Genomic DNA, 26,189 nt, shown 5'->3' on the forward strand with positions numbered 1-26,189 from the left:
TGACGCAGTGCGAGCACTGCTAGCTGCGGGCAACACAGCACAGCGCCGGTTATGGAAGTCAGAAATTACAATAATTTATTGGGGGTTACTTCGCGTATCGCCGCCTGGCGCGTCAGCCAGCGGTCGACCATTTCGCGCAGCTGGGCGGCCGTAAACGGCTTGGACAGATAATCGTCCATGCCGGCCGCCATGCAGCGCTGACGGTCGTCCTCGGTGACGCCGGCCGTGAGGGCGATGACGGGCAGGCGCGGCGCGCCGCTGGCCGCTTCGCGGGCGCGCAGGGCCCGGCACGCCTGGTAGCCGTCCATGACGGGCATCATGCAGTCCATCAGGACCAGGTCGTACTGCTGCTCGGCCAGCGCCTGCAAGCCAAGCTCGCCGTTTTCCGCCGTGTCGATGCGGTAGCCGCGCGCGCCCAGCTGCAGGCACACCAGCTGGCGGTTCAGCGCCGTGTCTTCGACCAGCAGGATGCGCGCGCCCCCTTCCGAGGCTGTGGCGGGCGGGGCGGCCGGTTCCGATGGCGGCACTAGCGCTGGTTCCGGCTCCGGCTCCGGCGCCTGGGCCGGCATGCAGGGGATGCGCACGGTGAAGCGGGAACCGGCGCCGGGCGCGCTGCTGCAGAAAATCTCGCCGCCCAGCAGTGCCACCAGGTGCTTGCAGATGGTCAGGCCCAGCCCCGTGCCGCCATAGGCGCCGCTGATGCTGTCGTCGGCCTGGCAAAACGGCTCGAAGATGCGGCTCAGCTGCTGCCCCGTCATGCCGATGCCGTGGTCGCTGACCATGGCGACGAGGCAGGCGCTGGCGCCGTCCGGCGTGGCCGGTTCCAGGTGCAGGCGCACGGTCACCGTGCCGGAGGGCGTGAACTTGATGGCATTGCTGAGCAGGTTGCCGAGGATTTGCGCGAGGCGCGTGCGGTCCGAGCAGATCAGCGGCGGCACGCTGTTGCCGATTTCGTTGACCAGGAACAGCTGTTTGCTATCGGCCTGCGGGCGGTGCAGCGCCAGCACGTCGTCGAGCAGCAGGCGCGGGTTGAAGTCGCGCAGCTCGATGCCCATCTGGCCTGCCTCGACCTTGGACAGGTCGAGGATATCGTTCAGGATGCGCATCAGGTGCTGCACGCCATCGCCGATGCGCTGCGCATGCTGCCGCTGCGACGCATCGAGCGCGGTGTCCTGCAGCAGTTCGGCCATGCCGGCGATGCCCGCCATCGGCGTGCGGATCTCGTGGCTCATGACGGCCAGGAAGCGCGACTTGGCGGCATTCGCCGCTTCCGCGCGCGTTTGCAGCGCCAGCGCCATGGCCGCGTCGCGCTCCTGGCGCCGCAGCAGGGCCAGGATCAGCGCGATGGCCCCGGCCAGCACGAGCAGGCTGACCACGGCCGCCCCGCCCATGGTGCGCAGCATGCGCCGCCAGGCCGCCAGATACACCGCGTCCGTGACGGTCACGTTGACGGCCAGCGGATAGTCGCGCACCAGCCGGATGCCGGCCAGGCGGTCGACCGTGCGTCCTTGGTCAGCCGCGCGCGGCGTGTCCACCTGCAGCACGCCATCGCTCTTGCCCTGTTCCAGCAGGCGGTAGGTGCTGCCCGTCAGGTTGCGCTTGCCCATCATCTCGGGCACGGCCGGCCAGCGGGCCAGCAGCGTGTAGTCGCTGCGGTACAGGGAAAAGGCCGTGTGTTCGCCGATGCTGGTGCTCTGGAAGAATTTGCTGAAGAAGTCGCATGACAGGCCGACCAGCACCACGCCCAGGAAGCGGCCGTCCGGTCCGCTGATGCGCCGGCTGATATAGAAGGTCCAGGCGCCATTGCCCTTGTTTTGCACGGGCGCGCTGACGTGCATGCCGCCGTTCGGGTGGCGCCGGTGATACTCGAAGTAATCGCGCTCGCCGAGGCGGATGGACGGCGCGGGAAAGGCGCGGCTGAAGGCCAGCACGCTGGCGTCGCTGCCGACGATCGATACGACGTCCACTTGCGGCACGCCGCCGATCTTGTGCCGCAGCGTCTGGTGCATGGCCTGGGTACCGACGGCGGCGGCCAGCGCCTGCGCGTCCGCGGGGGCGGCGGCCTCGATCTCGTTGCTGACGCTGTCGAGCACCAACCGGGCCGCCGTCATGCTCTGCGCCGTGTTTTCCGCCAGCAGCAGCGACAGGTTCGACAGGTCCTGTTTCCAGTCATCGACGGCTTCGCGGTGCAGCAGCACGCCGGAGACGGCGATGCGCAGCGCCAGCAGGCCCACCAGCACCAGGCCCACGACGGTCGTCATGGTGCGCGGCCGGTAGCGGTGCACCAGGCGCAGGACGGCCTGGCGCGCGTTCATTCCTGCGCGCCCGTGTATTCAAGCATGCTGCGGCGAACCTCCTGCTCCACCGCGCCGAGCAGCGCCGCCGTTTCGGTCAGCCAGTCCGCTGCCGCCGCACCTTGATGGCGCACCAGCTGCTCGAGTGCCGCCAGGCGCGCCACCAGGGCGCTGGCCCCCAGCAGGGCCACGGTGCCGCGCAAGGTATGGCAGCTATGCACGATGGCTTGCGCCGCACCGCCGCGCACGGCCTGCTCGACGCGCGCAAACATGGCCGGCGACGTGTCGAGGTAGGTCTGCGACAGGGCGCGGAACATCTCCAGGTCGTGGCCGGTGGCGTGGAACAGCACGGCAGGATCGATGTGGCGATAGGCTGGCATGGCGGCTCCGTGGCGAGGGGAAAGCGGTGGCGGGAAGGTGACGCGCTAGGCGGCCAGGCTGTTGCGCCGCGCATGGCCGGCGCAGCAGGCGCGCAGATAGCCGCGCAGTTCGTCGTAATTGACGGGCTTGGCAAAGAACACCACGCCGGGTGGCACGCCGCCCCGTTCTTCCAGCTCTTCCTGCGTCAGGCTCGACAGCATGGCGATGTGCATGTCCGCCAGCAGCGGGTCGGCCAGGATGGTACGAATCACTTCGTAGCCGTCGATGCCTTCCATGACGATGTCGGCCAGCAGGATGTCGGGCTGGTCGCGGGCGATTTCCATCAGCGCCTGGTAGCCGTTCTCGCAAAAGCGCAAGTCCGCCTGCAAGCCCCATGAACCGATCTGTTTTTCATACAGCGCGCGTTCGATGGGATTGTCCTCGATCACGAGGATGGACGGCGGACGGCCCGATGGGACGGGGCGGTTGGCCCGTGCCGCGCGCTGGTCCTGGCCCGGCTGGCCGGGATTGCCCTTGTAGGCCTCGACGGCCGCGAGGGGAATGCGCCGGTGGCCGCCCTTGGTCTTCCAGGCTTCGATCACGCCGGCCTCGACCAGTTGTTGCACCGAGGTGACCGAGATGCCGAGGATTTCTGCGGCCTTTTGGGTAGTGCAAACGTCTGCAGTGTGCATGATGGGCTTTATGGTCGCGGATGTAGTTGAAGGGAATGATACGCAATCGGGCTCAAAAAATCAATTTCAACGAATTATATGAATTCACTAAAAACCTCGCGTGCGGCGGGCCGGACTCGCGTGCGCGTGCGGCAGGGGGCAATATGCGTCTGCGGTTCCAGGAGATCGCGCCGCTCGCTGCACTCGGCGCTGCTGTGGCGCAGCAGGGTTTCCATGTCGTTTCTGTCCAGGCCCAGTACCCGCGCGGCGGCCAGGACCGGCCCGCGCGGCCCCGCGCCGTTGCGCAATATCAGGTCGGCGAAGCCGCTGGCCAGCTTCAGCAGCCAGGCCAGGTCCGTCATGTGCCCGGCCTGCCCGAAGCCGGGCGGCGCGGCATGGCAGCGCACGGCATCGCACAGGATGTCCGGCATGCCCCAGCCCCGCATGAGCATGGCCGACAACGCCAGCTGGTGGCGGCCGAAGCGCTGCGACTCTGCGCACAGCAGCCGGGCCCTGGCGCCATTGCCGTACTGGCCCAGCAGTTCTCCATATTCCTGCGGATGCCAGGTGGCCAGGGCCAGCTGGCCGCAGTTGGCCAGCAAGCCGCAGCTGTACAGCTCATCGGCCGGCGCCAGCTGCAGCGCGTCGCCGGCCACGCGGGCGGCGCACGCCATGGCCAGCGCGTGCGACCAGTAGCGCTGCGCGTCGAAGTGCGCGCACGTGGCCGCCGGCAGGGCCGGTGCGGCGAACGCCTGGCGCAGGGAGGGCAGGCCGATGGCGGCCAGCATCGCCGCGCTGACCGCCGCATGCGTGCGCCCGCCCGGCGGTACGCCCGCATTCGCCAGGCCGATGACCTTGCCCGTCAGGGCGGGATCGCAGCCCAGTTGTTCCGCCAGTTCATCGAGCGATACCTGCTGCTCGCACAAGTTTGCCAGCCAGTGGCAACGCCCGGCGGGCGAAGGCAGGATGGCGCCGCCGGGCAGGTGCGCCAGGTCGATATGCGCGCTCATGGCCGGCTCCCGACGCCGCTGCGGTCATCGGCTTGTGCCGCGCCCGCCGTCTGCAGGACCGTGACGGCCTGCGACAGCGCGTCGAGCGCCATCAGCAGTTCCGCATGCAGGCGGCGCAGCGCGCCGATATCGTTGGAAAAGCCCGCGTGCACGGCCTGGCGTGCCAGCGCCTGCAGCGGGAGCAGGCCCATGGACTGGCTGCCGTCGAGGATTTCCTGCGCCAGCACGCGCGCCGGCGCGGTCCGTTCGCAGCGCAGCGCATGGGCGATGCCGGCCAGGCGGTCGCGCGTCTCGGCCACGAACAGGGCCAGAATCTCGCCCTGCAGGCGCCGGTCGTAGCCGAACATGGCGTCCAGGCGGGCCGCGTCGAACGGCGGCGTGTCCGGCGCCCTGGACGCTGGTGGTGGCGGTGTGCTGTCCGCCACCTTGGCCGGCGGGACCATTTTGCGCATCTGCAACAGTGCATGCAGATCGGCCGGTGCCGTGCAGCCGGCCTGGCGCCCGCGGGTACGGCGCCAGAGCAGGGCGGCCAGCAGCAACACCAGGCCGGCCAGGGCCAGCGCCGTGCGCATCAGCGACAGGTCTTCGCAGCGAAGGAAGGGGGGGATGGCGAAGAGGGTGTTCATGACTGTGCTCCAATGAATGCTATCTAGGCAAGTGATGCTGCGGGATGGCGGACCTAAAAGACGTCCCAGTCGCCCGCATCGGCGGTGGCCGGTGCCGCGGCTCTGGCCTGGCCTGCGGGGCGCGTGGCGACCAGTTTGAGCGCCGCCTTGTGCTGTGCGGGCCGCCGCGCGGCGTGTGCTTGCGGCGCCGCGCCGGCCTGGGCAGGCGCCAGCTTGAAGGCGCCCACCACGCCAGCCAGCCTGGCCGCCTGCTCCTGCAGCGACTGCGATGCCGCCGCCGCTTCCTCGACCAGGGCCGCATTCTGCTGCGTGACTTCATCCATCTGCGTGACGGCGCGGTTGATTTCCTCGATGCCCGTGCTTTGTTCCGCGCTGGCGGCCGAGATTTCGCTGACGATGTCGGTCACGCCGCGTACCGTGTCGACCACTTCCGTCATGGCGGCGCCGGCCTGCTGCACCAGCTTGCCGCCTTGTTCGACCTGTTCCACGGAGTCGCCGATCAGTACCTTGATTTCCTTGGCGGCGGCCGCCGAACGGTGCGCCAGGTTGCGCACTTCCGTGGCCACGACGGCAAAGCCGCGCCCCTGTTCCCCGGCGCGTGCCGCTTCCACGGCCGCATTCAGGGCCAGGATATTGGTCTGGAAGGCGATGCCGTCGATGACGCTGATGATGTCGGCGATCTTGTTGGACGAGCTGTCGATCGCTTCCATGGTGCGTATCACGTCGTCCATGACTGCTCCGCCCCGCTGCGCCTTGTCCGAGGCGCTGACGGCCATTTGCTTGGCCTGGCGGGCGTTGTCCGCGTTTTGCCGCACGGTGGCCGTCAGTTCTTCCATGGCCGAGGCGGTTTCTTCCAGCGAGCCGGCCTGCTGCTCCGTGCGCGCCGACAGGTCCAGGTTGCCGGCCGCGATCTGGCCCGATGCCGTGCTGATGCTGTCCGTGCCGGAACGCACTTCGGCCACGATGCGTACCAGGCTCGCGCTCATGTCCGCCATGGCCTTCATCAGCTGGCCCACCTCGTCGTTTGACGCGGTGTTCACTTGCACGCTGAGGTCGCCGCCCGCGATGGTGCGGGCCACGTCGATGGCGCCGGCCAGCGAAGCGGCGATGCGCCGCGCCAGCAGCAGACCCATGCCGGCCACCAGCGCCGTCACGGCCAGGGCCAGGCCGATGGAAATCCAGCGCGCGTTGGCGGCGGCGGCGGCGCCATCGGCCGCGCCCTTGGCGGACACGTTTTCGTTGTAGCGGTGGTGGGCGGCGAGGGCGTCGACCAGTTCCTTGATGATGGGCTGGTTTTCCATCAGCAAGTCGCGTGCCGCGTCCACTTCGCCCGCCTTCGACAGCGCCAGCACCTTGTCGCGCACCGTGTCGTAGCGCGCCAGCACGGCACGGTCGGCGGCCAGCAGCGCGCGGTCCTGCTCGTCGGTGACATCGTCTTTTTCATACTGGTCGAGCGCCTTGCCCACCGCCGCGCGCGCTTCCCTGATGCCCGCTTCGAGCTTGTCGCGCCCGGCCGCATCCTTGCTGGCCATGTGCTGCCAGACGGCCGTGCGCATCTGTGCGAACGGCACGAAAGCCTGGTTCAAGGTCAGCAGGCTGGGCACCGTGTTGACGGTGGCATAGCTGGCCGCCGTGTACACGCGGTCCATCTGGTAGATGCCAAAACCCGCCAGGGCGGCCAGTCCGAGGACGACGGAAAGAATCAATGCGTACAGCCGTTTAGCGATGGTCATGATGGGCGCCGCTCCAGTGAAGTGAAATGCAAGAAAAGTGGTTGGTTTCAGTGTTTTTTTCATTCTACGATAAAAATTCGTTTTATTCGAGAAATTTGTTGTTAATTTATTTTATTCAATGATTTTCATCAAAATCGTACTGCTGTGGCTGGCTCGACGGTCAGCTCGTGTATAAAAAGCCACACGGCACGCGGCGCCCGTTCTCGCGTGTGGCACGCTTTGCCGATTGGTGAAAAAATGCAATTTGCTTGATTGCAATCAAATACGGTGCGCAGGCGCGTGCCGCCGACTGACTCTTGTAAAGGAGCATCATGACTGCCTCTGCCCGGCCTGGACCCTTGCTTGTCATCACCGCAGTCATCTTCATCTTGCTGGGCCTGGCGCTTGCCGGCGGCGGCGCCTGGCTCGTCAGCCTCGGCGGTTCCTTGTATTACGTGGTGGCCGGCATCGGCATGCTGATCTCGGGCGCGCTCGTGTGGAAGGGGCGGCGCAGCGCCCAGCTGTTTCTCGCGCTGCTGCTGTTCGCCACCCTGATCTGGTCCGTCGTCGAAGTGAAGTTCGACTGGTGGCAATTGTTGCCGCGTCTCGATATCTGGTTCGCCGCCGCCGTCTGGCTGCTGCTGCCGTTCGTCGACCGCCGCCTCGATCCGCCCTTGACGGCCGGGGCCAAACCGCGCGATGCGGGCAAGAGCGCCCTGACGGCGGCCGTGGTGCTGACGGCCGCCGTGGGTATCTTTTCCCTGTTCCAGGACTATTACACTTTGTATGGCGAAGTGCCGGCCGAGAACATGGCGGCCGCGCCGCAAGGCGATTTCGCGCCGGGCGTGGCGCCCAACGACTGGGCCGCGTATGGCCGTTCCGGCTATGGCGACCGCTATGCGCCGGCCGCGCAGATCACGCCGGCCAACGCTGCTCAGCTGAAACAGGCGTGGGTGTACCACACGGGCGACTTCAAGGGGCCGAACGACCCGGGCGAGATCGCCAACGAAGTCACGCCCCTGAAAGTGAATGGCATGCTATACCTGTGCACGCCGCATAACATCGTCATCGCGCTCGATCCGGACACGGGCAAGGAACTGTGGCGCCACGATCCGAAGATCAACCGCGACGCGTCGAGCTACCAGCACATGATCTGCCGCGGCGTGGCGTATTGGGACGTCAACGCGGGCCGCGCCAAGGGCGACCCTGCACCCGAGGCGGCCGGCATGGAGTGCCCGCGCCGCATCTTCGCGCCCACCATGGATGCGACCCTGATCGCCGTCAATGCCGATACGGGCGCAGCGTGCAAAAGCTTTGGCGAAAACGGCGTGATCGGCCTGTATCACGGCATGGGTATGAAGAAGCGGGGCTTTTTGATGCCGACCTCGCCGCCGGCCGTGGCGCAAAACGTGGTGGTGATGGCCGCCAGCGTGACCGACAATTTTTCCACGGAAGAGCCGTCGGGCGTGATTCGCGGCTACGACCCCGTCACCGGCAAGCTGATGTGGAACTGGGATGCCTCGAACCCCGACGACACGGCGCCGATTGCCGATGGCAAGACCTACACCAACAATTCACCGAATTCCTGGGGCGTCTCCAGCGTCGATGAAAAGCTGGGCATGGTGTATATCCCGATGGGCAATGAAACGCCCGACACGTGGGGCGGCAACCGCAATCCGAACGGCGAGAAATACAATAGCGCCATCGTCGCGCTGGACCTGGCGACAGGCAAGGTGCGCTGGGTCTACCAGACCGTACACCACGATATCTGGGACATGGATATCGGCGGCCAGCCCACCCTGGTCGACATCGATACGCCGAAAGGCAAGGTGCCGTCCGTGGTCGCCACGACGAAGCGGGGCGACATCTATGTGATCGACCGGCGCGACGGCAGCCTGGTCGTGCCGGCGCCGGAAAAACCCGTGCCGACCGCCAACGCGGCCCCTGGCGACAAGCTGTCGCCCACGCAGCCGTTCTCGGCGCTCACGTTCCTGCCCGAGAAGCACATCAGCGAAACGGACATGTGGGGCACGACGCCGTTCGACCAGCTGGCGTGCCGCATCATCTTCCGCCAGCACCGCTACGAAGGGCCGTTCACGCCGCAGACGGTGGCCGAAGGCAAGATCAAGGGTGCCATCATTTCGCCCGGCCCGTTGGGCATCTTCGAGTGGGGCGGGGCGGCCGTCGATCCCGTGCGCCAGTTGCTGCTGGTAAACCCTGACTACATGGGCTTTTTGGAGCGCCTGGTGCCGCGCGCACAAGCCAATGCGCCGGGCGGCACGGGCACGGAAATGGGCTTGCAGCCGCAGACGGGCGTGCCGTTTGCCGTGGAAATCAAGCCCTTCCTGTCGCCGCTGGGCTTCCCATGCCAGGCGCCGCCGTGGGGCTATATCGCCGCCGTCGACCTGCGCACCATGAAAAAAGTGTGGATGCACAAAAACGGCACCACGCGCGACAGCGCCCCCGTGCCCATCGCCTTGCCGCTGGGCGTGCCCAGCCTGGGCGGCATCAGCACGACGGGCGGCGGCGTGGCTTTCCTCAGCAGCACGCTCGACTATTACATCCGCGGCTACGACGTGCGCAACGGCAAAACCGTATGGAAAGCCCGCTTGCCGGCCGGCGGCCAGGCCACGCCGATGAGTTATGTCTCCGACAAGACGGGCAAGCAATATGTGGTGGTGATGGCCGGCGGCCACGGTTCGCTGGGCACGAAGATGGGCGACAGCCTGGTGGCGTTTGCCTTGCCGGATGAGGCGGTGAAGGAGGCGGGGAAAGCAAAATAGCGCATGGGCGCTGCGGCGCCATCCTGTGGATGGTGCCGCATGGGATTGCGCATGGCGGCACGCGGCCACCTATGTTGGTTTTATTGGAAAGGCACCCATGAGTACAGCCAGGACGGGATTGATCGGAGCGCTCAGTGCCGTCCTGAGCTTTCTTGCGGTATTTCTCGTCTACACGAGCTTTGAGAATTTCCCGGGCATCGTGCATGTATTGGCCATCGCTGCATGCGGATTAGTCATCGGCGTATGCCAGGGTTTTTTTATCCAGCGTCCACAACATCGCACCATCGGCATGGCGACCTTCGCCGGCCTGTTGATCTTATGGCTCCCGGTGGTGTTGGTTACTTACGGCTTTGCCTTGCTGGCACTGCCCCTGCTGGCTGCGTTTGGGCTGCTGGTGTTCTTCGGTGCCAGACTGGGCAGCCATCTACGCGCGTCGGCTTGCCGGCCCGCATAGCGAGCCGCCGGCACTGCTGACGCTTGTACGGCGTTGCCGCAAACTTGTTGCGGCAACGTCCATCGATTACTGCGCCGCCAATCCCAGCTTCAAGCCCACCAGCTTGCCCGGCGCCGCCTCCGTTTTTTCCGGCGCGCCCGCGCTGACCCTGGCCGCCGGCGTGCCGTCCTGCTGCAGGGCGGCCACAATCGCCGCGCTGCGCTGGGCACCCAGTTTATTCAAGGCATCGGCAGGCAGGGGCTGCTTGGCTTCCAGCTGTTCGCGCAAGCCGTTGTAGAACGCGCCCGTGTCGGCCACTTGCGGCTCGCCCTCGATCAGCTTGCCCAGGCGTTGGAAGACGGGGATCTTGGCCGCCGCCGGCGCGGAAGCGCTGGCGGAGGCCGCCGCTGGGGCAGGTGCGGCAGACTCCGCCGCCTTTTTCTGCCTGTCCAGCTCGGCCTTGCCGAAACGTTCGCCATACAGGTCGCGCAGGGCGCCCCGTACCTTGCGTTCGCCCAGGTTCAACGGCCCCGGTTCTTCGCCCGCTTCCAGCTTGATGCCGGCCTTGGCGGCGACGGCGCGGCGCACGGCCTGGGCGCGCAGGGCGGCCCCGTCCGTGTCGCTGTACTGGCCCGGCACGGCCAGCTTCAGCTGTTCGCGCTTGGCGAGGATCTGCGCCACCTGCTTGAGTTTTTCCCGCTCGGGCGGCAGCAGCACGGCGCTGCCCGCATCGAAGTCGATGGCTTCCAGCTTGTCGGCGCTGATGCCCAGTAAGTTGCCCAGCGCGCGGAACGGCGCCGTGACGATCTTGGTCAGCACATTGCCCACGGCTTTCCAGATCAGCGCGCCATAGCTGAATTGCGGGTCGTTCATGTCGCCCGACACGGGCAGGCCCAGGTCGATGCGCCCGTCGCTATCCTTGAGGATGGCCAACGCCAATTCCAGCGGCAGCTTCAGGGCGTCCGGGCTGTCGATGCGCTCGCCCAGGGTCAGCTTGTCGAGCACGACCTGGTTGGTGCCGTCGAGCTGGCGGTTGCGCACCTTGTATTGCAAGTCCAGCGAAATCTTGCCTTCCGCCACTTTATAGCCGGCGAATTTCATCGTGTACGGCGAGGCGGATACCATGTCGACGTTCTTGAAGACCACGTTCAAGTCCGTGTTGTCGGTCGGGGCGAAGGGATTTAATTGTCCGCGCACGCGCGCCAGGCCGAATTCGTCGATGCGGCCGTCCAGCTCGATCTGGCTGCGCGCATCGCGCTTGGTCGACAGGCCCGTGACGACGCCGTTGAGCTCATAGATCTTGGCGGCGAACTGCGGGCGCAGGCTCAGGTCGGCAAAGTCCAGCTTGGCATTCTGCAGGCGCACGCGGCGTACGCGTACGGGGAAGGCGGCGTCGGCGGGCGCGCTGGCGGTAGCAGGAGCGGGTGCCGTGGCCGGCTCGGGCGCCTTCACCAGCAGGCGCTGGGCATTGAGGCTGCGGTCGTTTTCGATGATCAGCTGCGCATTCGGTTCGACCACGCGCAGCTCGGGTATGTCGACAAAATCGGGACCCACGCTGGCAGTCAGCTTGTCGGCACGCACGCTTTTCCATGACGCAAAACGCTTGCCATCCGTTTCATTGAGCACGAGGCCGGCGATATCCACGCCGCCCTCATAGCGTACTTTCGGCGCTTTCGGCGCGCCGCCGCCCGTCGTCAGGCGGCCGCTGCCGGAGAGGGTGCCGCCCGCCAGCTTCAGCTTTACATGCTGCGCCAGCAGCGGTTGCACGGGCGCCAGGGTCAGCTGTTTCAAATTCAGTTGCGCATCGACGGCGCCCGTGCCCGGCACGAACTTGCCGTTGGCCGTGAGCAAGCCGCCTTCGCGCAGGCCCACGCCCAGCTCGAACGGCAGCGCCTGCTTCATGTCGTTGCTGACCTTGTGCAGCGACAGGCTGGCATCCTGCAGCGTGCCCTTGATGCCCGTGCCCGCGTCTTCGAAACGGGCGCCGAATTTGCTCAGTTCCACCTTGTCTACCGTCGTGGACCACGGCGCGGAAGGGATTTCCTTGCCTGCGTCGGCCTTGCCGGAGGAAAACACGGGCAGTTTTTGCGCAATCGCAAACTCTCCCTGGCGGTTGCGCGCCAGGTCAATCTGCGCACCGCTGGCCGTCACGGCGCCCAGGTGCACGCTATGCGCCGCCAGGTCGGTCTTGCCTTCCGTAAAGCCCAGCTGGGCCAGCTTGAACGGGGTTTGCGTGCCCCGTTGCATGGCCAGGTCGGCCAGGCTGAAATTGGCGCCGTCGATCACGGTGGCCATGCCCGCTGGCCCTTGTTGCAAGCCCAGCTTCAGTTGCAGTTGCAACTGTCTGGCGCTCAATTGCAGGGCTGGCGAGACGGTTTCATCGATGGTGGAGACGTCCACATTGGCCAGCGCCAGCTGTTTTAAATCCACCTTCCACTTGCCAGGTTTGGCTGGCGCGGCGGCCGGTGCTGCAGGTGCGGGATTGCCCGGCAGCATCAGGTTCGCCACGTCGATCTCGCCCTTGCTGTCGCGGCGCACGGCCACCTTGCCGCCGTACAAGTTGATTTTATCCACCGTGACGTTCTGGCGCGCCAGATCCACGTTCACGCCGGCGATGCCCAGGGTGTCCAGCGATGTAAATGGCGCGCCCTTGCCATCTTGCACCAGCGCCAGGTCGCGCAAGGCCAGGCCCGCGCCCTTGACCGTCGCTTGCAGCGTGCCGTCGGCATAGGAAAAGGCGTAGGGCAGGCGGGCCGACAGCTTGCCGCTGGTGACCGTCGCCCGCGTGTACGCCTTCAAATACGCGGCCAGGCCGGGCAGGGAAGCGTCGTTCAGTATCAACTCGCCTTCGCCGCGAATCGGGCTGAGCGAGGCCGTGCCGCGCCAGTGCAGCTTGCCGCCGCGCGCCGCGTCGGCGCTGAGGCTGTAGCTGCCGTTGGCATCGGGCAGGGTGGAGATATTGTCGAGTGTAAAGTTGATCGGCGTGAAGTTATCCGCATAACCCGCCTTCTGGTCTTGCCAGTCCACTTTGCCTTGTTCCAGCGCAAAGCGGGCGATGACGAGGCGCGGCATGCCGCCGTCGCTCTTTTCCGGATGATTGCGTTGCCAGGTGGCCAGCACTTCGGCCAGGTTGAACTTGCCGTCCGGCGTGACCGTCAGCTGCGCCTGTGGCGCCGTGATGCGGATTTCCGCCAGGCTCCAGGCGCGGCGCACGATGGATTTCCATTCGAGCTGCACGGCCAGGGCGTCGATGGACAGCAGCGGCGCGCCGCTCTGGCCATCCGCGCCGGCCGCTTCCTTGAAGGCGATCTGCTCCGCTTCCAGGCGCAAGGTGAACGGGTTGAAGCGTACGGAGCTTATGCTGGCCTGGCGCGCGAGTTCTTTCTCGGCAAACTTGGGCAACTGATTCTTGATGACGTAGGGCACCAGCCAGAAGCCGGCCGCGCTGTAGGCGGCCAGGACGCAGCCTGTGCCGACGGCCCAGCGCTGCCAGCGTTTCCAGCGAAATGTTTTCGTCTGCACGCTTTTGTTGTCGATTGTGTTCACGAACTTACCTTTTGATCTTGTTGGGCGGCACATCCTGCGCGCCGTGACTGTCAGTATGCCTCTTTGCGGCCTCGTCTGCAAAATCCAAACGTGTTCAAGTGATAACAGGCGCCACGGTGGCCTTGTTTCTTGTGTAAAACTCACACAAACTCACTCTTACTTGATAATGATTCTCATTATCGGTATCATGCCCGCTAACCGTAAGTTTCCATCCGTACATATTTTCTCATTGAAAGCCCGATGTCATGCCTGTCGTCTCTCCCCGCACCCGCTTACTTCCTGTCGCCGCCGCCCTGTCGCTGGCCTTCGCTTCCCACGCAGCCTTCGCCGCGAATGGGGCTGGCGGCCAGGACGACCTGACGGCTGGCGATGAGAAAGTCATGCAAGCCGTGCAGGTGACGGGCACCCGCGCGCAAGGCCTGGTGCCTGTCACGACGGAGGCGGGCAGCTTTCGTGGCGCCAACATCATGGACGTGCCGTCGACAGTCAACGTGATCACGCGCGCATTGCTGGAGCAGCAAGCCGTGTCCGGCCTGTACGACGCCGTGCGCAATACGGCGGGCGTGACGCGCCAGCAAAATGGCGGCGAAACCTGGGATCAGCTGGTGATACGCGGCATCGCCGTGGAAAACCGCACGAATTACCGCCTCAACGGTTCCATGCCCATCATGAACTTCTCGCAAGTGCCCATGGAAAACAAGGAACGGGTGGAAGTGCTGAAGGGCGCCTCGGCCCTGTACTACGGTTTTACGTCGCCGGCCGGCGTCGTCAACTTCGTTACCAAGCGGGCTGGCAGCCAGCCCGTCACCAGCATGGGCCTGAGCCTCGATGACCGGGGCAGTGCCGTGGCGAATGTCGACGTGGGCCGCCGTTTCGGCGCGCAGCAGGAATTCGGCGTGCGCATCAATGCGGCCGGCGGCACCCTGGGTTCCTATCTGGACAAGGTCGGCAATGGCAACCGCAGCTTTCTCTCCACCGCGCTGGACTGGCGGGTGACTAATAAACTGCTGCTCAAGGCGGACCTGGAATACGACCGCCGCAAGGTGACGGAGCAGGCGGGCGTGGCCTTGCCCACCGCCGTGAAGGGCGTGATCAGCTTGCCGCGCGCCGTCGATCCGCGCAACTTGATCGGCCCCGACTGGTCGAATTTCGAGGCGCAGACGAAAAACGCGCAATTGCGCGCCGACTACGCCATTACGGACGGCTGGGCCTTGACGGTGGAGGCGGGCCACTCGGAAACGGCGCGCGACCGCCGCCTGGCCATCTTCCGCCTGAATAACGCGGCGGCCCTGGCCACGGGCGCGGGCCGCATCACGGGCAATATCCAGCACAGCGTGACGGCGTCGGACTTGCTGCGCGCGGAACTGGCCGGCAACTTTAATACGGGTTTGATTGCCCACGAACTGACCCTGGGCGCCTCGCGCACGGACAAGTCGCAAGATGCTATCTACCAGAGCAACTACACGATCGCGTCGCAAAACCTGTACCAGCCCGTGCCCGTGACGAATGTCGTGTTCGGTCCCAAGCCGACGGCGCCCACGACGGCTGCGCTCGAGACGCGCGACACGGGCTTGTACGCGCTCGACCGCATGGTCTTCAGCCCGCAGTGGCAAAGCGTCATCGGCGTGCGCCGCAGCAGTTATCAGAGCGACCAGGGCGCCAGCCACTACGACGTCAGCAAGACGACGCCGATGGCCTCATTGATCTACAAGGCCACGCCCGAACTGTCGTTTTACGCGTCTACGGCGCGGGGTCTGGAAGAGGGTGAAACGGGCCCGACGGGCACAGCCAATCAGGGCGTCAAGATGGCGCCTGGCGTCAGCAAGCAGAAAGAGCTCGGTGCGCGCTGGCTGACGCCGGGCGGCACCTTGCTGTCCGCCGCGCTGTTCGACATCACGCGGCCCGGCTATTACACGAATAGCAGCAACGTCTTCACGTCGGATGGCGAACAGCGCTACCGCGGCCTGGAAATCTCGACGCAAGGCAAGCTGACGCGTCAGCTGTCGTGGCAAACGTCGGCCCAGCTGCTCGACCCAAGCTTTGCCAACATCAACGCCGATTACAACGGCAAGGCGCCGGAAAACGCGTCGAAACGCACGGCCAGCGCCTTCCTCGCTTACGCGTTTGACGCCGTGCCCGGCTTGTCCGTCAACGGCGGCGCGTATTACTACAGCGCCCGTCCCGTCAACGACCTGAACCAGGCCTTCCTCGGCGGCGTGAGCCTGTTCAGCGCGGGCGCCCGCTATGCGAGCCGCGTGATGGACAAGGCCGTCGTGTGGCAGCTGAACGTGGAAAATCTTGCCGACAAGCGCTACTGGGCCGGCGCGGGCACGCGGCTGGCGTCGGGCGCGCCGCGTGCCATCAAGCTGTCGATGAAGGTGGATTTGTAAGAACGCCTATCAAAACCTACTGCGCGTCGTGATCTGCGGCCTGCGATGCTCACTGTGCTCAAGCACAGTTCCGCTTCTCAGCCACAGCTCCCTTCCGCTCGCTACGGTTTTGTTAGGCGTTGTAAGCAAGGTTTGACTTGCACCCTGTGCGCAGGGGCCTTGCCCTGATACACTGTTGCCATGTTCATCAGCAAAGGCAAGGCCGGCATCGTCCTGTGGATCGCGTGTATCGCCATCTTCCTGGCCACGCTCGCCCCTACGGTGTCGCGCGCGCTGACGGTCGCCAGCGGCCTGGCCGTGCCCAGCCTGGAAATCTGCTCGGTGGCGGGCGGCATGAACATGTTGCCCGCAACATTGTCCACTGAGGCGCCTGATACTTCCAAGGGCAGCATGCGCATGGGCGACTGCCCCTGCTGCAGCATGCATGCGGACACCTTGTCGATACCGCCCACCACCCTCGTGCTCGCTTCCGGCGAGCTCCTCACGGGCTTGCTGCCCGAGCTGTTCTACCAGTCCGCCACGCCATTGTTCGCCTGGACGCCCGTCCAGCCCCGTGGGCCTCCCGCCGCTTTCTGATCTGTCCCTTTCCCTGAACTGCCTTGCGCCGCGCGTGCCGTGCGCTTGCGCCTGTTCATCTTACCTATACAGAATCTGAAAGCAGCACCATGAAACATTTACCGTTCTTGATTTCCCTCGCCATCGCCATGCCCGCCGTGGCGCAAACCCACAATGAAGCAGGCACCACCGTTTTGCCGGAAATGAAAGTCATCGTCACGGCCATAGGCGACGGCTACCGTCCTGCCGCCGACTCGGCGCTCATGCTCTCCAGCACGCCCGGCTACAGCGTGGCGGCCGGCGGCGGCGTGTCCGGCTTGCCTGTCGTCAATGGTTTTGCCGATGACCGCCTCAAGATTCGCATCGACGGCATGGAACTGACGTCGGCCTGTGGCAATCACATGAATGCGCCGTTGTCGTACATTGATCCGCAACAAGTGCAGCGCATCCGCCTGATCGCGGGTGTGACCCCCGTCAGCGCGGGCGGCGACAGCATCGGCGGCACCATCGAGGTGCAATCGAACGCGCCCGTTTTCGCCCGGCCGGGCACGGGCCTGCTCACGCAAGGCAGCTTTGCCGTGTCCGGGCGCAGCGTCAACAACAGCGTGGCGACCAGCGTGCACGCCACGGCCGCCAGCGACGTGCTCAGCGTCGGCTACAGCGGCGCATACACGCGCGGCCACAGCTATGAAGACGGCCACGGCAATACCGTGCTGGCCAGCATGTTTGAAAGCATCAACCAGGCCATCGTGCTGGCGGCGAAGGGCGATGGTCAGCAGCTGACCTTGCGCGCCGGCGTGCAGCACATCCCGTACCAGGGTTTCCCGAACCAGTACATGGACATGACGGACAACCATGGCCAGTTCGCCAATCTCGCTTACCAGGGCACATTTGCCTGGGGCGTGCTGGACGCGCGCGCCTACTGGCAGCAGACGGACCACGAGATGGGCTTTTTCTCGCCCGAGCGCAAGGGTTCGATGCCGATGATTACGCATGGCCGCAACACCGGTTATGCGCTGATGGCCAGCCTGCCGATGGCGGCGGGCGAGTTGCGCCTGGGTCAGGAGTGGCACGGCTTCCGCCTCGACGACTACTGGCCGGCCGTGCCCGGTTCCATGATGATGGGACCGCGCACCTACCTGAACATCAATGACGGCAAGCGCGACCGCGCCGTGCTGTTCGGCGAGCTGGAAACGCGCCACGATGCGCGCTGGACGAGCGTGCTGGGCGTGCGCGGCGAATCCGTGCGCATGGAGTCGGGCGACGTGCAATCGTACGGCACCAATATGATGAACATGCCGGACCTGATGGCCGCCAAGGCCTTCAATGCGCGCAGCCGCAGCCAGCGCGACACGAATATCGATGCCTCCGCGCAAGCGACATTCACGCCCGATGCGGCCAGCAGCTATGCATTCGCGCTGGCGCGCAAGGTGCGCTCGCCCAACCTGTACGAGCGCTACTCGTGGGGCCGCGGCTCGATGGCCATGACCATGACCAACTGGTTTGGCGACGGCAACGGCTATGTGGGCGATATCGACCTGAAACCCGAGACGGCGTACACGGCGGCGTTCACGGCCGACTGGCATGGCGGCGGCGAGGAGGGCTGGTTCCTGCGCGTCAATCCCTATTACAGCAAGGTCGACAATTACATCGACGTCGACGTGCTGGCGTCTTTCCACCCGTATATGAAAATGGGCGCGAACGGTAACTTGCTGCGCTTTGCCAACCACGACGCCAAATTGTACGGCGCGAATGTGGCCTGGCAGCTGCCGCTGGCCAGCAGCGCCCGCTGGGGCCGCTTCATGGCGACGGGCAATGCGGCTTACACGCGGGGCAAGCGCAGCGATGGCGGCGACCTGTACCGCATGATGCCGTTCAACGCCTTGCTGGCCGTCGAGCACAAGCTGGGCGCCTGGAGCAACCGCATCGAAACGAAGATCGTGGCCCGCAAGGACAGGGTCGATGCCCGGCGCTTCGAACCGGAAACGGGCGGCTATGCGCTCGTCAACCTGCGCAGCAGCGTGGCATTGAACAAGATGGCCAGCCTGAGCGCCGGCGTGAGCAACCTGTTCAACCGCGCGTATGCGGACCCGCTCGGCGGCGTGTATCTGTCTGGGCTGAAAGCGAACGGCGGGGCGCTGCAAGCCTTGCCGGCCGAGGGAAGATCGATTGACCTGGGGCTGCAGCTGAAGTTCTAAGCCTGCTATCAGCGTGCGTCTTCCTGCCGCCGATGCGGGGGGGAAGGCGCACGCTGGCAACGCCGCATCGGCGAGCGCCATGTGGTCGTGACAATGTGCGCATGTTTCTCGACGGTAATTTGTTATGCTCTCTGGCGCCTGCTTCAGGCGTTTGGCGCACATGGGTGCGATAGCGGAGGCTGAAGGCTTTATCTGCTGAAATGAAGCTGACTTAATATAAAGGTGTCCATGATCGCATTTAAAGATTTTCGTTCGACCACTGCGGGCAGTCCGCTTTCCGATGGCATGGACCGGTCGCTGGTATTGGCCAATGAATGGCTGTTAAAAACCGGCGTTCGTCCGGTCAACATCGAAACCATCACGGAAACGCGAGGCTGGACGGCGTTAGCCAAGGTTGAGCGAGGGATACGGGTTTGGTATGAAGTGGCGCCTCCTCCCTTGAAGTCCTGAGCTGTTCAGGCAGACCATTCCCCGCTCACCGGCCGCAGAGCCATCAACTTCCGCCTCCGCTCTTTTTTCGCCGTGAGCCCGTCAGCACGCGCAGCGCGGTGGCGATCGGCACCTTGTTCTTGGCCAGGTAGGCGGCGGCCGTGGCGGTATCGAGCATTTCCTGGAAAATAATGCCGACCTCGACCTTTTGGGCCGTCAAATCGTCCTGCCTTGCGCAGTCGAGGATATCCATATTCGTAGCAGTAACTTTGTCATTCTTGGAGCGCATTTTTGCCTCGGTAGAAAAGAGAAAAAATGTCTCCTTTATTTGCCTTTAAGATAACTTATTTTTGTGACTTTGTGGAAATTTTTCTTTAATCGATAGTGCCTTCAAGAATTAAATTTAGCTATGGGCCAAGGTTAGTGCCTGGGGATGAATGCGGGATAGATGACATTCCCTCATGCATTGCCTGATCAACCATCGTTTGCCAGCGGCGCCCGGATGCGCTCTAATCATGGCTTGTTCCTACACGAGGTTGCCATGCTGCCCACTCCCGCCATCGCCGCGCTGCGCGAAAAATTTCCCCTGATTACAGAACTGATGGCCTTGCAGCCCTTGAGCTGGTTCAATCCCCGCATCGCCCCGGCGGCCGAGGGTTTGAAGGACGTGGGCTTGACGGCGGACGACGTGGCCGATGCCAGCGCGCGCCTGGCGCGCTTCGCGCCGTACCTGGCCAAGGCGTTTCCGGAAACGCAGGCCAGCGGCGGCGTCATCGAGTCGCCCGTCGTGCCGCTGCCCGCCATGCAGGCGGCCTTAGACATGACGAGCGGTCAGCTGTGGCTCAAGCAGGACAGTCATTTGCCCATTTCCGGCTCGATCAAGGCGCGTGGCGGCATCTATGAAGTGTTGAAACATGCGGAAATGCTGGCGCTGGACGCGGGCTTGCTGAAGGAGGGCGATGACTACAGCCTGCTGGCCAGCGACGCCGTGCGCGCCTTCTTTGGCCAGTATGCGATCGCCGTCGGCTCCACGGGCAACCTGGGTTTGTCGATCGGCATCATGAGCGCGCGTCTGGGCTTTCGCGCCACCGTGCACATGTCAGCCGATGCGCGGCAATGGAAGAAGGATAAATTGCGCAGCCACGGCGTCACCGTCGTCGAGTACGCGACCGACTACAGCGTGGCCGTGGAAGCGGGGCGCCAGCAGGCGGAGAACGACCCCACCTGCCACTTCGTCGACGATGAAAATTCGCACGATCTGTTCCTCGGCTATGCGGTGGCGGGCCAGCGCCTGCAAGCCCAGTTCCAAGCGGCCGGCGTCGTGGTCGATGCGCATCACCCGCTGTTCGTCTACCTGCCGTGCGGCGTGGGCGGCGGTCCCGGCGGCGTGGCCTTCGGCTTGAAGCTGGCCTTTGGCGATTTTGTTCACTGCGTCTTCGTCGAGCCGACCCACTCGCCGTGCATGCTGCTGGGCGTGCACACGGGCTTGCACGAGGGAATCAGTGTGCAGGAGATCGGCATCGACAACCTGACGGCCGCCGATGGACTGGCCGTGGGACGCCCGTCCGGCTTCGTCGGGCGCGCCATGCAGCGGCTGATCGACGGCTACGCCACCGTCACCGACGAAGAACTGTACCGCTTGCTGGCGACGCTGGAACAAACGCAAGGCTTGCGCCTGGAGCCGTCCGCCGTGGCCGGTTTCGCGGGCATCAATCCCGTGCTGGCGGCGCCGCAATACCGGCAGCACCTGGACAAGGCCACGCACCTCGTATGGGGCACGGGCGGCAGCATGGTGCCGGAGCAGGAAATGGCGGCTTACGTGGCACGTGGCCGCGCGCTGCTGGCGGCCGGAGCCGCTTGATGCCGCCCGGCATGCCGCGCATGTCCACGCTGACGGCCAGCCAGTTCGCCAACCTGCACACCTTTCTCGTGGCGGCGCGCCATGCCAGCTTCGCGCTGGCCGCGCAGGAACTGGCGCTCACGCCCAGCGCCGTCAGCCACCGCATCGCGCGGCTGGAAAGCAGCCTCGGCTTGCGGCTGTTCCAGCGCCTGACGCGGCAAGTCAAACTGACGGCCGACGGCGAGCGCATCTTTGCCGCCCTGCAAATCGGCTGGGACGGCTTGCAGGCGGCGCTGGCCGGCGGCGATGCGCTGGCGGGCAGCATCACCGTGCATGCGCGCCCGTCCATCGCCCAGTGCTGGCTGGTGCCGCGCCTGGCAGGCTTCGCTGCGCAGTATCCGGACGTGTCGGTCGACTTGCGCGTGGGCAATGAAAGCGTGGACTTTCGCGCCGGCCAGGTCGACGTGGCCTTGCACTATGGCGACGGCCACTTTCCCGGCCTGGCATCGCGCAAGCTGATGGAGGAATGGCTGGCGCCCGCGTGCAGCCCGCACTATGCGCGCGAACACGGCTTGTTTGACGCGCCGCATCAGCTGTCCAGTGCGACGCTGCTGCACGACACCCTGGCGTGGCCCGCCTGCGCGCCCGACGCCGAGTGGCGGTTGTGGCTGGACGGGCAGGCGCCGGAGGTGACCTTGCCGGCGCGCAGCCTGCGCTTCGACCGCGCCGACCTGTGCGCGCAGGCGGCCATCCACCATGCGGGCCTGGCCATGGGCCGGCGCCAGCTGGTGCAGCCGTGGCTGGCCAGCGGCCAGCTGGTTTTGCCGTTCGGCCCTTTTAACTTGCCCAGCCCGCAGGCGTATTACCTCGTGCACAGCGCACACGCCGCGCTGCCGGCGCGCGTGCAGGCCTTGTTCGATTGGCTGCTGGGGCAGGCAATTTGATACACTGCGCCCCTTGTTGAAGCACACGCCAGAAAGAACACCCATGCAGCCCTCCCCATCGCCCCCCACCGCGCCGGCGCAATTGCGCGAGTTACGCAGCACTGCGCTGGCCTGCCTGCTGGAACCGGACCCGGCGACCAAGGTGGCGATGGTGGCGGCCATGGCCGAGGCGCCGCTGGCACTCGACGCGCAGGCGGACTTGGCGCCCACGGGCGCCGTGCCGGGCCGGCCCGAGCGTCCGGAACTGGTGCCGCCGCGCCTGGTGGGGCGGCGTTCGATGATCACGCCGGAAGGGCGCGCCATGCTGGTGCACGCGCTCGCGCATATCGAATTCAACGCGATGAATTTGGCGCTCGATGCCCTGTGGCGCTTCCCGGACCTGCCGGCTGAATACTACACGGACTGGCTGCGCGTGGCGAAGGAGGAAGCGACGCACTTTGCCATGCTGCAGGCGCACCTGCAGGTCTTGGGCCACACGTATGGCGACTTCCCCGGCCACGACAGCCTGTGGGAAATGGTCGACAAGACGCGCGGCGACGTGCTGGCGCGCATGGCGCTGGTGCCGCGCACCCTGGAAGCGCGGGGCCTCGATGCGATTCCGCCGCTGCGCGCCAAGCTGGCGCAGGCGGGAGATCTGGCCGCCGCCGCCATCCTCGACATCATCCTGCGCGACGAGGTGGGGCACGTCGAGATCGGCAACCGCTGGTACGGCTATCTGTGCGAGCAAAGGGGCCTGGAATTGCGCGCCACCTATGCCGAGCTGGCGCTGCGCTACGAGGCGCCCACCTTGCGCGGCCCGTTCAATCTGGAAGCGCGGCGGCGGGCGGGGTTTTCGGAGCTGGAATTGTCCGATCTGCCCGCCTGACCTTGCCTACGGATGGGCCGTGAGGCTGATGTGCCAGTGGCTCAGGTGTCCCGTCTCGATGTGCACTTTTGCCGGCTTGGTCCAGGCGCCCGCGCCGGGGATCTTGTCGGCCGGCGCGGCGGAAAAGCGCCCGTCGACGAGGGCCAGCTTGATGAAGCTGGGGCCGATGTAGATGATGCGCGTGCTGGCCGGCGCCGCTTCCTGGGCCAGCATGGCCCGGTTCGCCGCGATCCACGCCTGCAGCGCCGCCAGTTTCGGCTTTTGCGCGGGGTTGGCCACCACTTCCGCTTTTGCGTCGTTGATCAGCTGGTGAATGGCGGCGCCGTCGTTCTGGCCGCCCAGCGCGTCCGTATAGCCGCCGGCGCCGTCCGCGTAGCGCAGGTCGATCTGCTGGCCGTCGCTGTGGCCGCTGTGGCCGAGGATGGACCGGCCCGTTGCCGTCTGCGTCACGTGCTGGCCGCTGATGTCGTCGAAACGGTAAGCCTTGCCCGCCAGCCAGGCGATGGCCAGGCGCGTGGCCCACGAATCGCCGCCAGGATCGCGCGTGCCGTAGCGCCGCGCCGCCAGCGCCGCCTCGTCGTTGGCCAGGTACAGGGGGATATAGGCCGTGTCGCCCTTGAACGCCACTTGTCCCCCTTCGGCCGGGTCGGAGCTGGCATCGGTATTGTCGATGCGGCCCTTCAGGCGCACCGTGACGACGGCCTTCTTGTCGAGCTTGGCGCCGGCAAAGGCGGGCAGCACCAGGCTGGGAAATTTCACGGTGCCGGCAGTCTTGGTATTGGTCTGGGACAATAAATTCTGCGTGCTGAAGGCGGGGTCGCCGCCGCCGGACGCAATGCCGATGTTCACTTCCGTAATCGTCGCCGCCGCCGGCGTGTAGTGCAATTCCAGCGGCAAGGTGTGCGTGGCCGTGGCGTTTCCTTGCGACACGGATACATACGGTCCCGCCAGATTGCCCGTCAACTTGATCGGCTGCAACACGGGGTGGGCATCCTTGTTGGGCGAAAGGAATTTTGCCAGCGTCACCTTCAAGCCCTTGCACGCGAGGCTCAGTTCCACCGTCGTCACGGTGGCCAGAGCGCTGTCGCCGATATTCGTGGCGCTGACATTGCCGCCCAGGGTCAATGCCCCATCCTTGGTTTGCTTGCTGACATCGACGCACTCGGTCCTGACGATGGTGCCCTGCGTAAAGTGGCTCTGGTTGACGGCGCCCGCGGCGGCCAGGTTGACCCCGGGCAGCCCCGTCACGGAATAGGACCAGGTATCGTTGTACTGGCTTTGCGCCGTCGTGTAGACGGGATACTCGGCCGTGCTGACGGTGATTTTCACGCCCACGTTTTTCGTGTCCTTGGGCACCGTGAAGGCGATGGGCGAGCTGATGGTCTGGTTTTGCGCGGCCGCCGTGGCCGTGAAGGTCTTGCTGTCCGCGTCATCCTGCGGCGTGACGTCGCCCGCGGCGCGATGGCTGGCGGGCACCTCGCGCGCGGGCGGCGCGGCGCCATCCTGCGTGACGCTGCCGGCGGTATAGGTCTTCGCCTCGGCGCGCAAGGCCGGGCTCGCCGCATACGGGTAGACGATGTCGACATTGACGTTGCTGCTGCTGTTGAAGACGACGGCGCTGACGCTGACCACGTTTGGATGGACGAGGTCGTTCAAGGTCAGCTGGTAGGTGTCGGGCAGCACGCCATCGAAGTGGAAGGCGCCCGTGGCGTCGACCACGGCCACCTGGCGCTGGCGGTTGTTGTAGCCGGCCAATAACATCTTCTTGCCGGCCAGTCCCGTGGCATTGCCGCCTGCGGGCGTGCGCAGCTGTCCTTGCAGCACGATGCCGGACTTGATGACGATCAAGGCATAGCTGGCCGTGAACTCGCCATCCTGCGAGACGAAATTGAGGTTCAGGTCGTAGCTGCCGTTGGGCAAGGATGCCAGCAGCTGCTGCATGGCCGTGGCGCCGATGCTGAAGGTGCCGCTGGCCGCATCGAACGTCCAGTAGCTCTTGAGGCTGATGGCCGCGCCGTCCGGCATCGACAGCAGGCCGTCGCTGTCGTCCTGCAGGGCCAGCGGCGGCGCGCCCACGAGGCGGAACGCCATGCCGCCCGGCTGCAGGCGGTTGTTCGGCCCCAGCCCAGTGATGGCCAGCACGGGCGCCGCAGCGGGCACGCTGCCGTCGTCGTTCGGCTCCACATAGGTTTCCACGGCCGTCGGCAGTTCGGTCTGGATCAGCAGGTCCAGGATGGTGACCTTGCCGCCCTTGCTGAGGGAAAACTGCGCGTGCTGGTCGACGCCCGTGTCGCCCGGCGTGGAAAAGCGCAGGCTGCCTTCCTGCAGCAGCACGTCCGTGACGGCGCCGCTGGCCTTGACGCTGTCGGCGCCGTCGGGAAAGCCCAGCCCGGACAGCGGCAGCACGACCACTTGCGCGGGCCGCACGGGGTCGAGGGCGATGCCGGTGCTGGCGCTGAAAGTCCAGGTCAGGCCGGCGCTCTGGAAGGCGATGCTGCGCTCGATGCGCAGGGTGATGGTGTCAGCGGGCGTGACGGTGGCGCCCGCGCCGATGCTGCCGGCCTGCACGTCGCCATCGATGATGGTGCTGCCTTCTGGCGCGCTGGCCAGCACGGCTTGCACATTGCCGGCCGCCTCGCTGCCATTGTTGCGGATGTGCACGCGGTAAGTGTAGTCCCAGACCGTGCGGCTGACGCGCTGTTCAGCCACTTTATCGAGCATCGTCACTTCAAAGTCGCCGGCGGCCTGGACGGTGGCTGCCGCTGCCGCCAGCATGACCTTCGGCGCGGGCGACTGCGTGGGATCGTTGGGGCCGCCGCAGGCGCACAGGCCGAGCGCCAGGCCTGTGGCCAGCGCGGCGCCGGCCAGCTGCCGGCGCCGCAGGCACGCCAAGCCCAGCACGCCGGCCAGCAGCAGCCATGGTGTAGAGGGCAGGGGCACGGCGGCCGGCTGCGTGATGCCCGTGTCGAGTTCGATGAAGGAGACGGGGTCGAGGATGCTAAACGGCTGGGCGCCGGGGCTGCCCGCGCCCAGGTAATCGAAGGTGACGGAAAAGCCCGTGGCCGTGGCGCCGGGGACGATGCCGCCGGCCAGCGCCAGCGCGTCGAGGTAGCCGCTGGCGGGAATGGCGGGATCGGGCTGCACCAGCAGCACGTCCCAGCCCGGCGCCGTGGAGACGCTCTGCAGGTTGGCGTAGGTGCCCACGCTGAAGAACAAGGTGAATTCCTCGATGGGCACGGCCAAGGTGGTATTGCTGACCGTGTAGTCGTAGCGCCACTGCGTGCCGCCCAGCGACGTTGCCGTGTAGCCGATGCTGGTGGCGTGCGCGGCCGACATTGCGCATAGCAGCAGCGCCAGCAGCACTTGTTTGATAAAGCTCATGATCGTTCCCCCGTTGACTGGCGCCAAGCGTGCCCAGGCGAGAGGTCAAGCAGGAAACGTTCCTGTCTGGATTATGCTGCAAAAACAAGGGCTAGTCTGGGACGGGCCGGAGCAGGTGTCAAATCTGCCGACATCGGCATTTATGGCTGAGT

General features: G+C 65.7%; 18 protein-coding genes. 9 read left to right on the forward strand and 9 right to left on the reverse strand.

Translation table 11 applies throughout. The features are described 5' to 3' along the window. Positions 1 to 65: 65 nt before the first annotated feature. The 6 genes from AC3RCG_RS13925 to AC3RCG_RS13950 all read right to left on the reverse strand — a co-directional run bounded on the left by AC3RCG_RS13925 (position 66) and on the right by AC3RCG_RS13950 (position 6,694). A complete protein-coding gene (locus tag AC3RCG_RS13925; RefSeq protein ID WP_492401612.1) occupies positions 66 to 2,315 on the reverse strand; it encodes a hybrid sensor histidine kinase/response regulator in 2,250 nt (749 codons plus the stop codon). After that, positions 2,312 to 2,674 carry an Hpt domain-containing protein gene (locus AC3RCG_RS13930; protein ID WP_070223602.1) on the reverse strand — a complete coding sequence of 121 codons (363 nt, stop codon included), beginning with the start codon at positions 2,672 to 2,674 and terminating at the stop codon, positions 2,312 to 2,314. The genes AC3RCG_RS13925 and AC3RCG_RS13930 overlap by 4 nt, the downstream gene beginning before the upstream one ends. Before the next feature lie 45 nt (positions 2,675 to 2,719). Next, complete coding sequence (locus AC3RCG_RS13935) at positions 2,720 to 3,346, reverse strand: response regulator (RefSeq protein ID WP_070288176.1); 627 nt, start codon at positions 3,344 to 3,346, stop codon at positions 2,720 to 2,722. Positions 3,347 to 3,420: 74 nt separating this feature from the next. Further along, a complete protein-coding gene (locus AC3RCG_RS13940) occupies positions 3,421 to 4,335 on the reverse strand; it encodes an HDOD domain-containing protein (RefSeq protein WP_492401610.1) in 915 nt (304 codons plus the stop codon). Beyond that, positions 4,332 to 4,961: a hypothetical protein gene (locus AC3RCG_RS13945; protein WP_492401609.1), complete on the reverse strand. Its 630-nt coding sequence runs from the start codon at positions 4,959 to 4,961 to the stop codon at positions 4,332 to 4,334. Before AC3RCG_RS13945 ends, AC3RCG_RS13940 begins: the two co-directional genes overlap by 4 nt. A gap of 53 nt (positions 4,962 to 5,014) precedes the next feature. After that, positions 5,015 to 6,694: a methyl-accepting chemotaxis protein gene (locus tag AC3RCG_RS13950; protein ID WP_492401607.1), complete on the reverse strand. Its 1,680-nt coding sequence runs from the start codon at positions 6,692 to 6,694 to the stop codon at positions 5,015 to 5,017. A gap of 311 nt (positions 6,695 to 7,005) precedes the next feature. On the opposite strand from AC3RCG_RS13950, the gene AC3RCG_RS13955 reads away from it, so the two are divergent. Next, positions 7,006 to 9,456: a membrane-bound PQQ-dependent dehydrogenase, glucose/quinate/shikimate family gene (locus AC3RCG_RS13955; protein WP_070313642.1), complete on the forward strand. Its 2,451-nt coding sequence runs from the start codon at positions 7,006 to 7,008 to the stop codon at positions 9,454 to 9,456. 97 nt (positions 9,457 to 9,553) lie between these two features. Continuing rightward, complete coding sequence (locus AC3RCG_RS13960; protein WP_070313643.1) at positions 9,554 to 9,910, forward strand: hypothetical protein; 357 nt, start codon at positions 9,554 to 9,556, stop codon at positions 9,908 to 9,910. 66 nt (positions 9,911 to 9,976) lie between these two features. Here the strand turns inward: AC3RCG_RS13960 and AC3RCG_RS13965 are convergent, their stop codons facing one another. Beyond that, positions 9,977 to 13,435 carry a DUF748 domain-containing protein gene (locus tag AC3RCG_RS13965; protein WP_492401604.1) on the reverse strand — a complete coding sequence of 1,153 codons (3,459 nt, stop codon included), beginning with the start codon at positions 13,433 to 13,435 and terminating at the stop codon, positions 9,977 to 9,979. A gap of 245 nt (positions 13,436 to 13,680) precedes the next feature. Here AC3RCG_RS13965 and AC3RCG_RS13970 point away from each other — a divergent pair, with 245 nt between their 5' ends. From AC3RCG_RS13970 to AC3RCG_RS13985, 4 genes are all read left to right on the forward strand, one after another. After that, a complete protein-coding gene (locus AC3RCG_RS13970) occupies positions 13,681 to 15,825 on the forward strand; it encodes a TonB-dependent siderophore receptor (protein WP_492401603.1) in 2,145 nt (714 codons plus the stop codon). A gap of 180 nt (positions 15,826 to 16,005) precedes the next feature. Then, the gene (locus AC3RCG_RS13975) at positions 16,006 to 16,401 is read left to right on the forward strand and encodes a DUF2946 domain-containing protein (protein ID WP_492401602.1); all 396 of its coding nucleotides are present in this window, start codon (positions 16,006 to 16,008) and stop codon (positions 16,399 to 16,401) included. An 89-nt stretch (positions 16,402 to 16,490) separates the two neighbouring features. Continuing rightward, positions 16,491 to 18,578: a TonB-dependent receptor gene (locus tag AC3RCG_RS13980; RefSeq protein WP_492401601.1), complete on the forward strand. Its 2,088-nt coding sequence runs from the start codon at positions 16,491 to 16,493 to the stop codon at positions 18,576 to 18,578. Positions 18,579 to 18,806: 228 nt separating this feature from the next. Then, positions 18,807 to 19,028 carry a hypothetical protein gene (locus AC3RCG_RS13985; RefSeq protein ID WP_139142896.1) on the forward strand — a complete coding sequence of 74 codons (222 nt, stop codon included), beginning with the start codon at positions 18,807 to 18,809 and terminating at the stop codon, positions 19,026 to 19,028. Positions 19,029 to 19,071: 43 nt separating this feature from the next. Here the strand turns inward: AC3RCG_RS13985 and AC3RCG_RS13990 are convergent, their stop codons facing one another. Continuing rightward, on the reverse strand, positions 19,072 to 19,260 hold the full coding sequence (locus tag AC3RCG_RS13990) for a hypothetical protein (RefSeq protein WP_139142897.1): 189 nt from the start codon (positions 19,258 to 19,260) through the stop codon (positions 19,072 to 19,074). A 288-nt stretch (positions 19,261 to 19,548) separates the two neighbouring features. On the opposite strand from AC3RCG_RS13990, the gene dsdA reads away from it, so the two are divergent. From dsdA to AC3RCG_RS14005, 3 genes are read left to right on the forward strand one after another with little or no spacing between them, the layout of a single operon-like run. Beyond that, entirely contained in the window at positions 19,549 to 20,868 is a 1,320-nt protein-coding gene (gene dsdA / locus AC3RCG_RS13995) for a D-serine ammonia-lyase (protein WP_492401600.1), read from the forward strand. A gap of 20 nt (positions 20,869 to 20,888) precedes the next feature. Beyond that, positions 20,889 to 21,791: a DNA-binding transcriptional regulator DsdC gene (gene dsdC / locus AC3RCG_RS14000; RefSeq protein ID WP_492401599.1), complete on the forward strand. Its 903-nt coding sequence runs from the start codon at positions 20,889 to 20,891 to the stop codon at positions 21,789 to 21,791. Between the two features lie 43 nt (positions 21,792 to 21,834). Further along, the gene (locus AC3RCG_RS14005) at positions 21,835 to 22,656 is read left to right on the forward strand and encodes a ferritin-like domain-containing protein (protein WP_492401598.1); all 822 of its coding nucleotides are present in this window, start codon (positions 21,835 to 21,837) and stop codon (positions 22,654 to 22,656) included. Positions 22,657 to 22,662: 6 nt separating this feature from the next. Here the strand turns inward: AC3RCG_RS14005 and AC3RCG_RS14010 are convergent, their stop codons facing one another. Further along, on the reverse strand, positions 22,663 to 26,037 hold the full coding sequence (locus tag AC3RCG_RS14010) for a hypothetical protein (RefSeq protein ID WP_492401597.1): 3,375 nt from the start codon (positions 26,035 to 26,037) through the stop codon (positions 22,663 to 22,665). Positions 26,038 to 26,189: the final 152 nt, after the last annotated feature.

Source organism: Janthinobacterium sp. GW823-FHT01H08 (assembly GCF_058797855.1).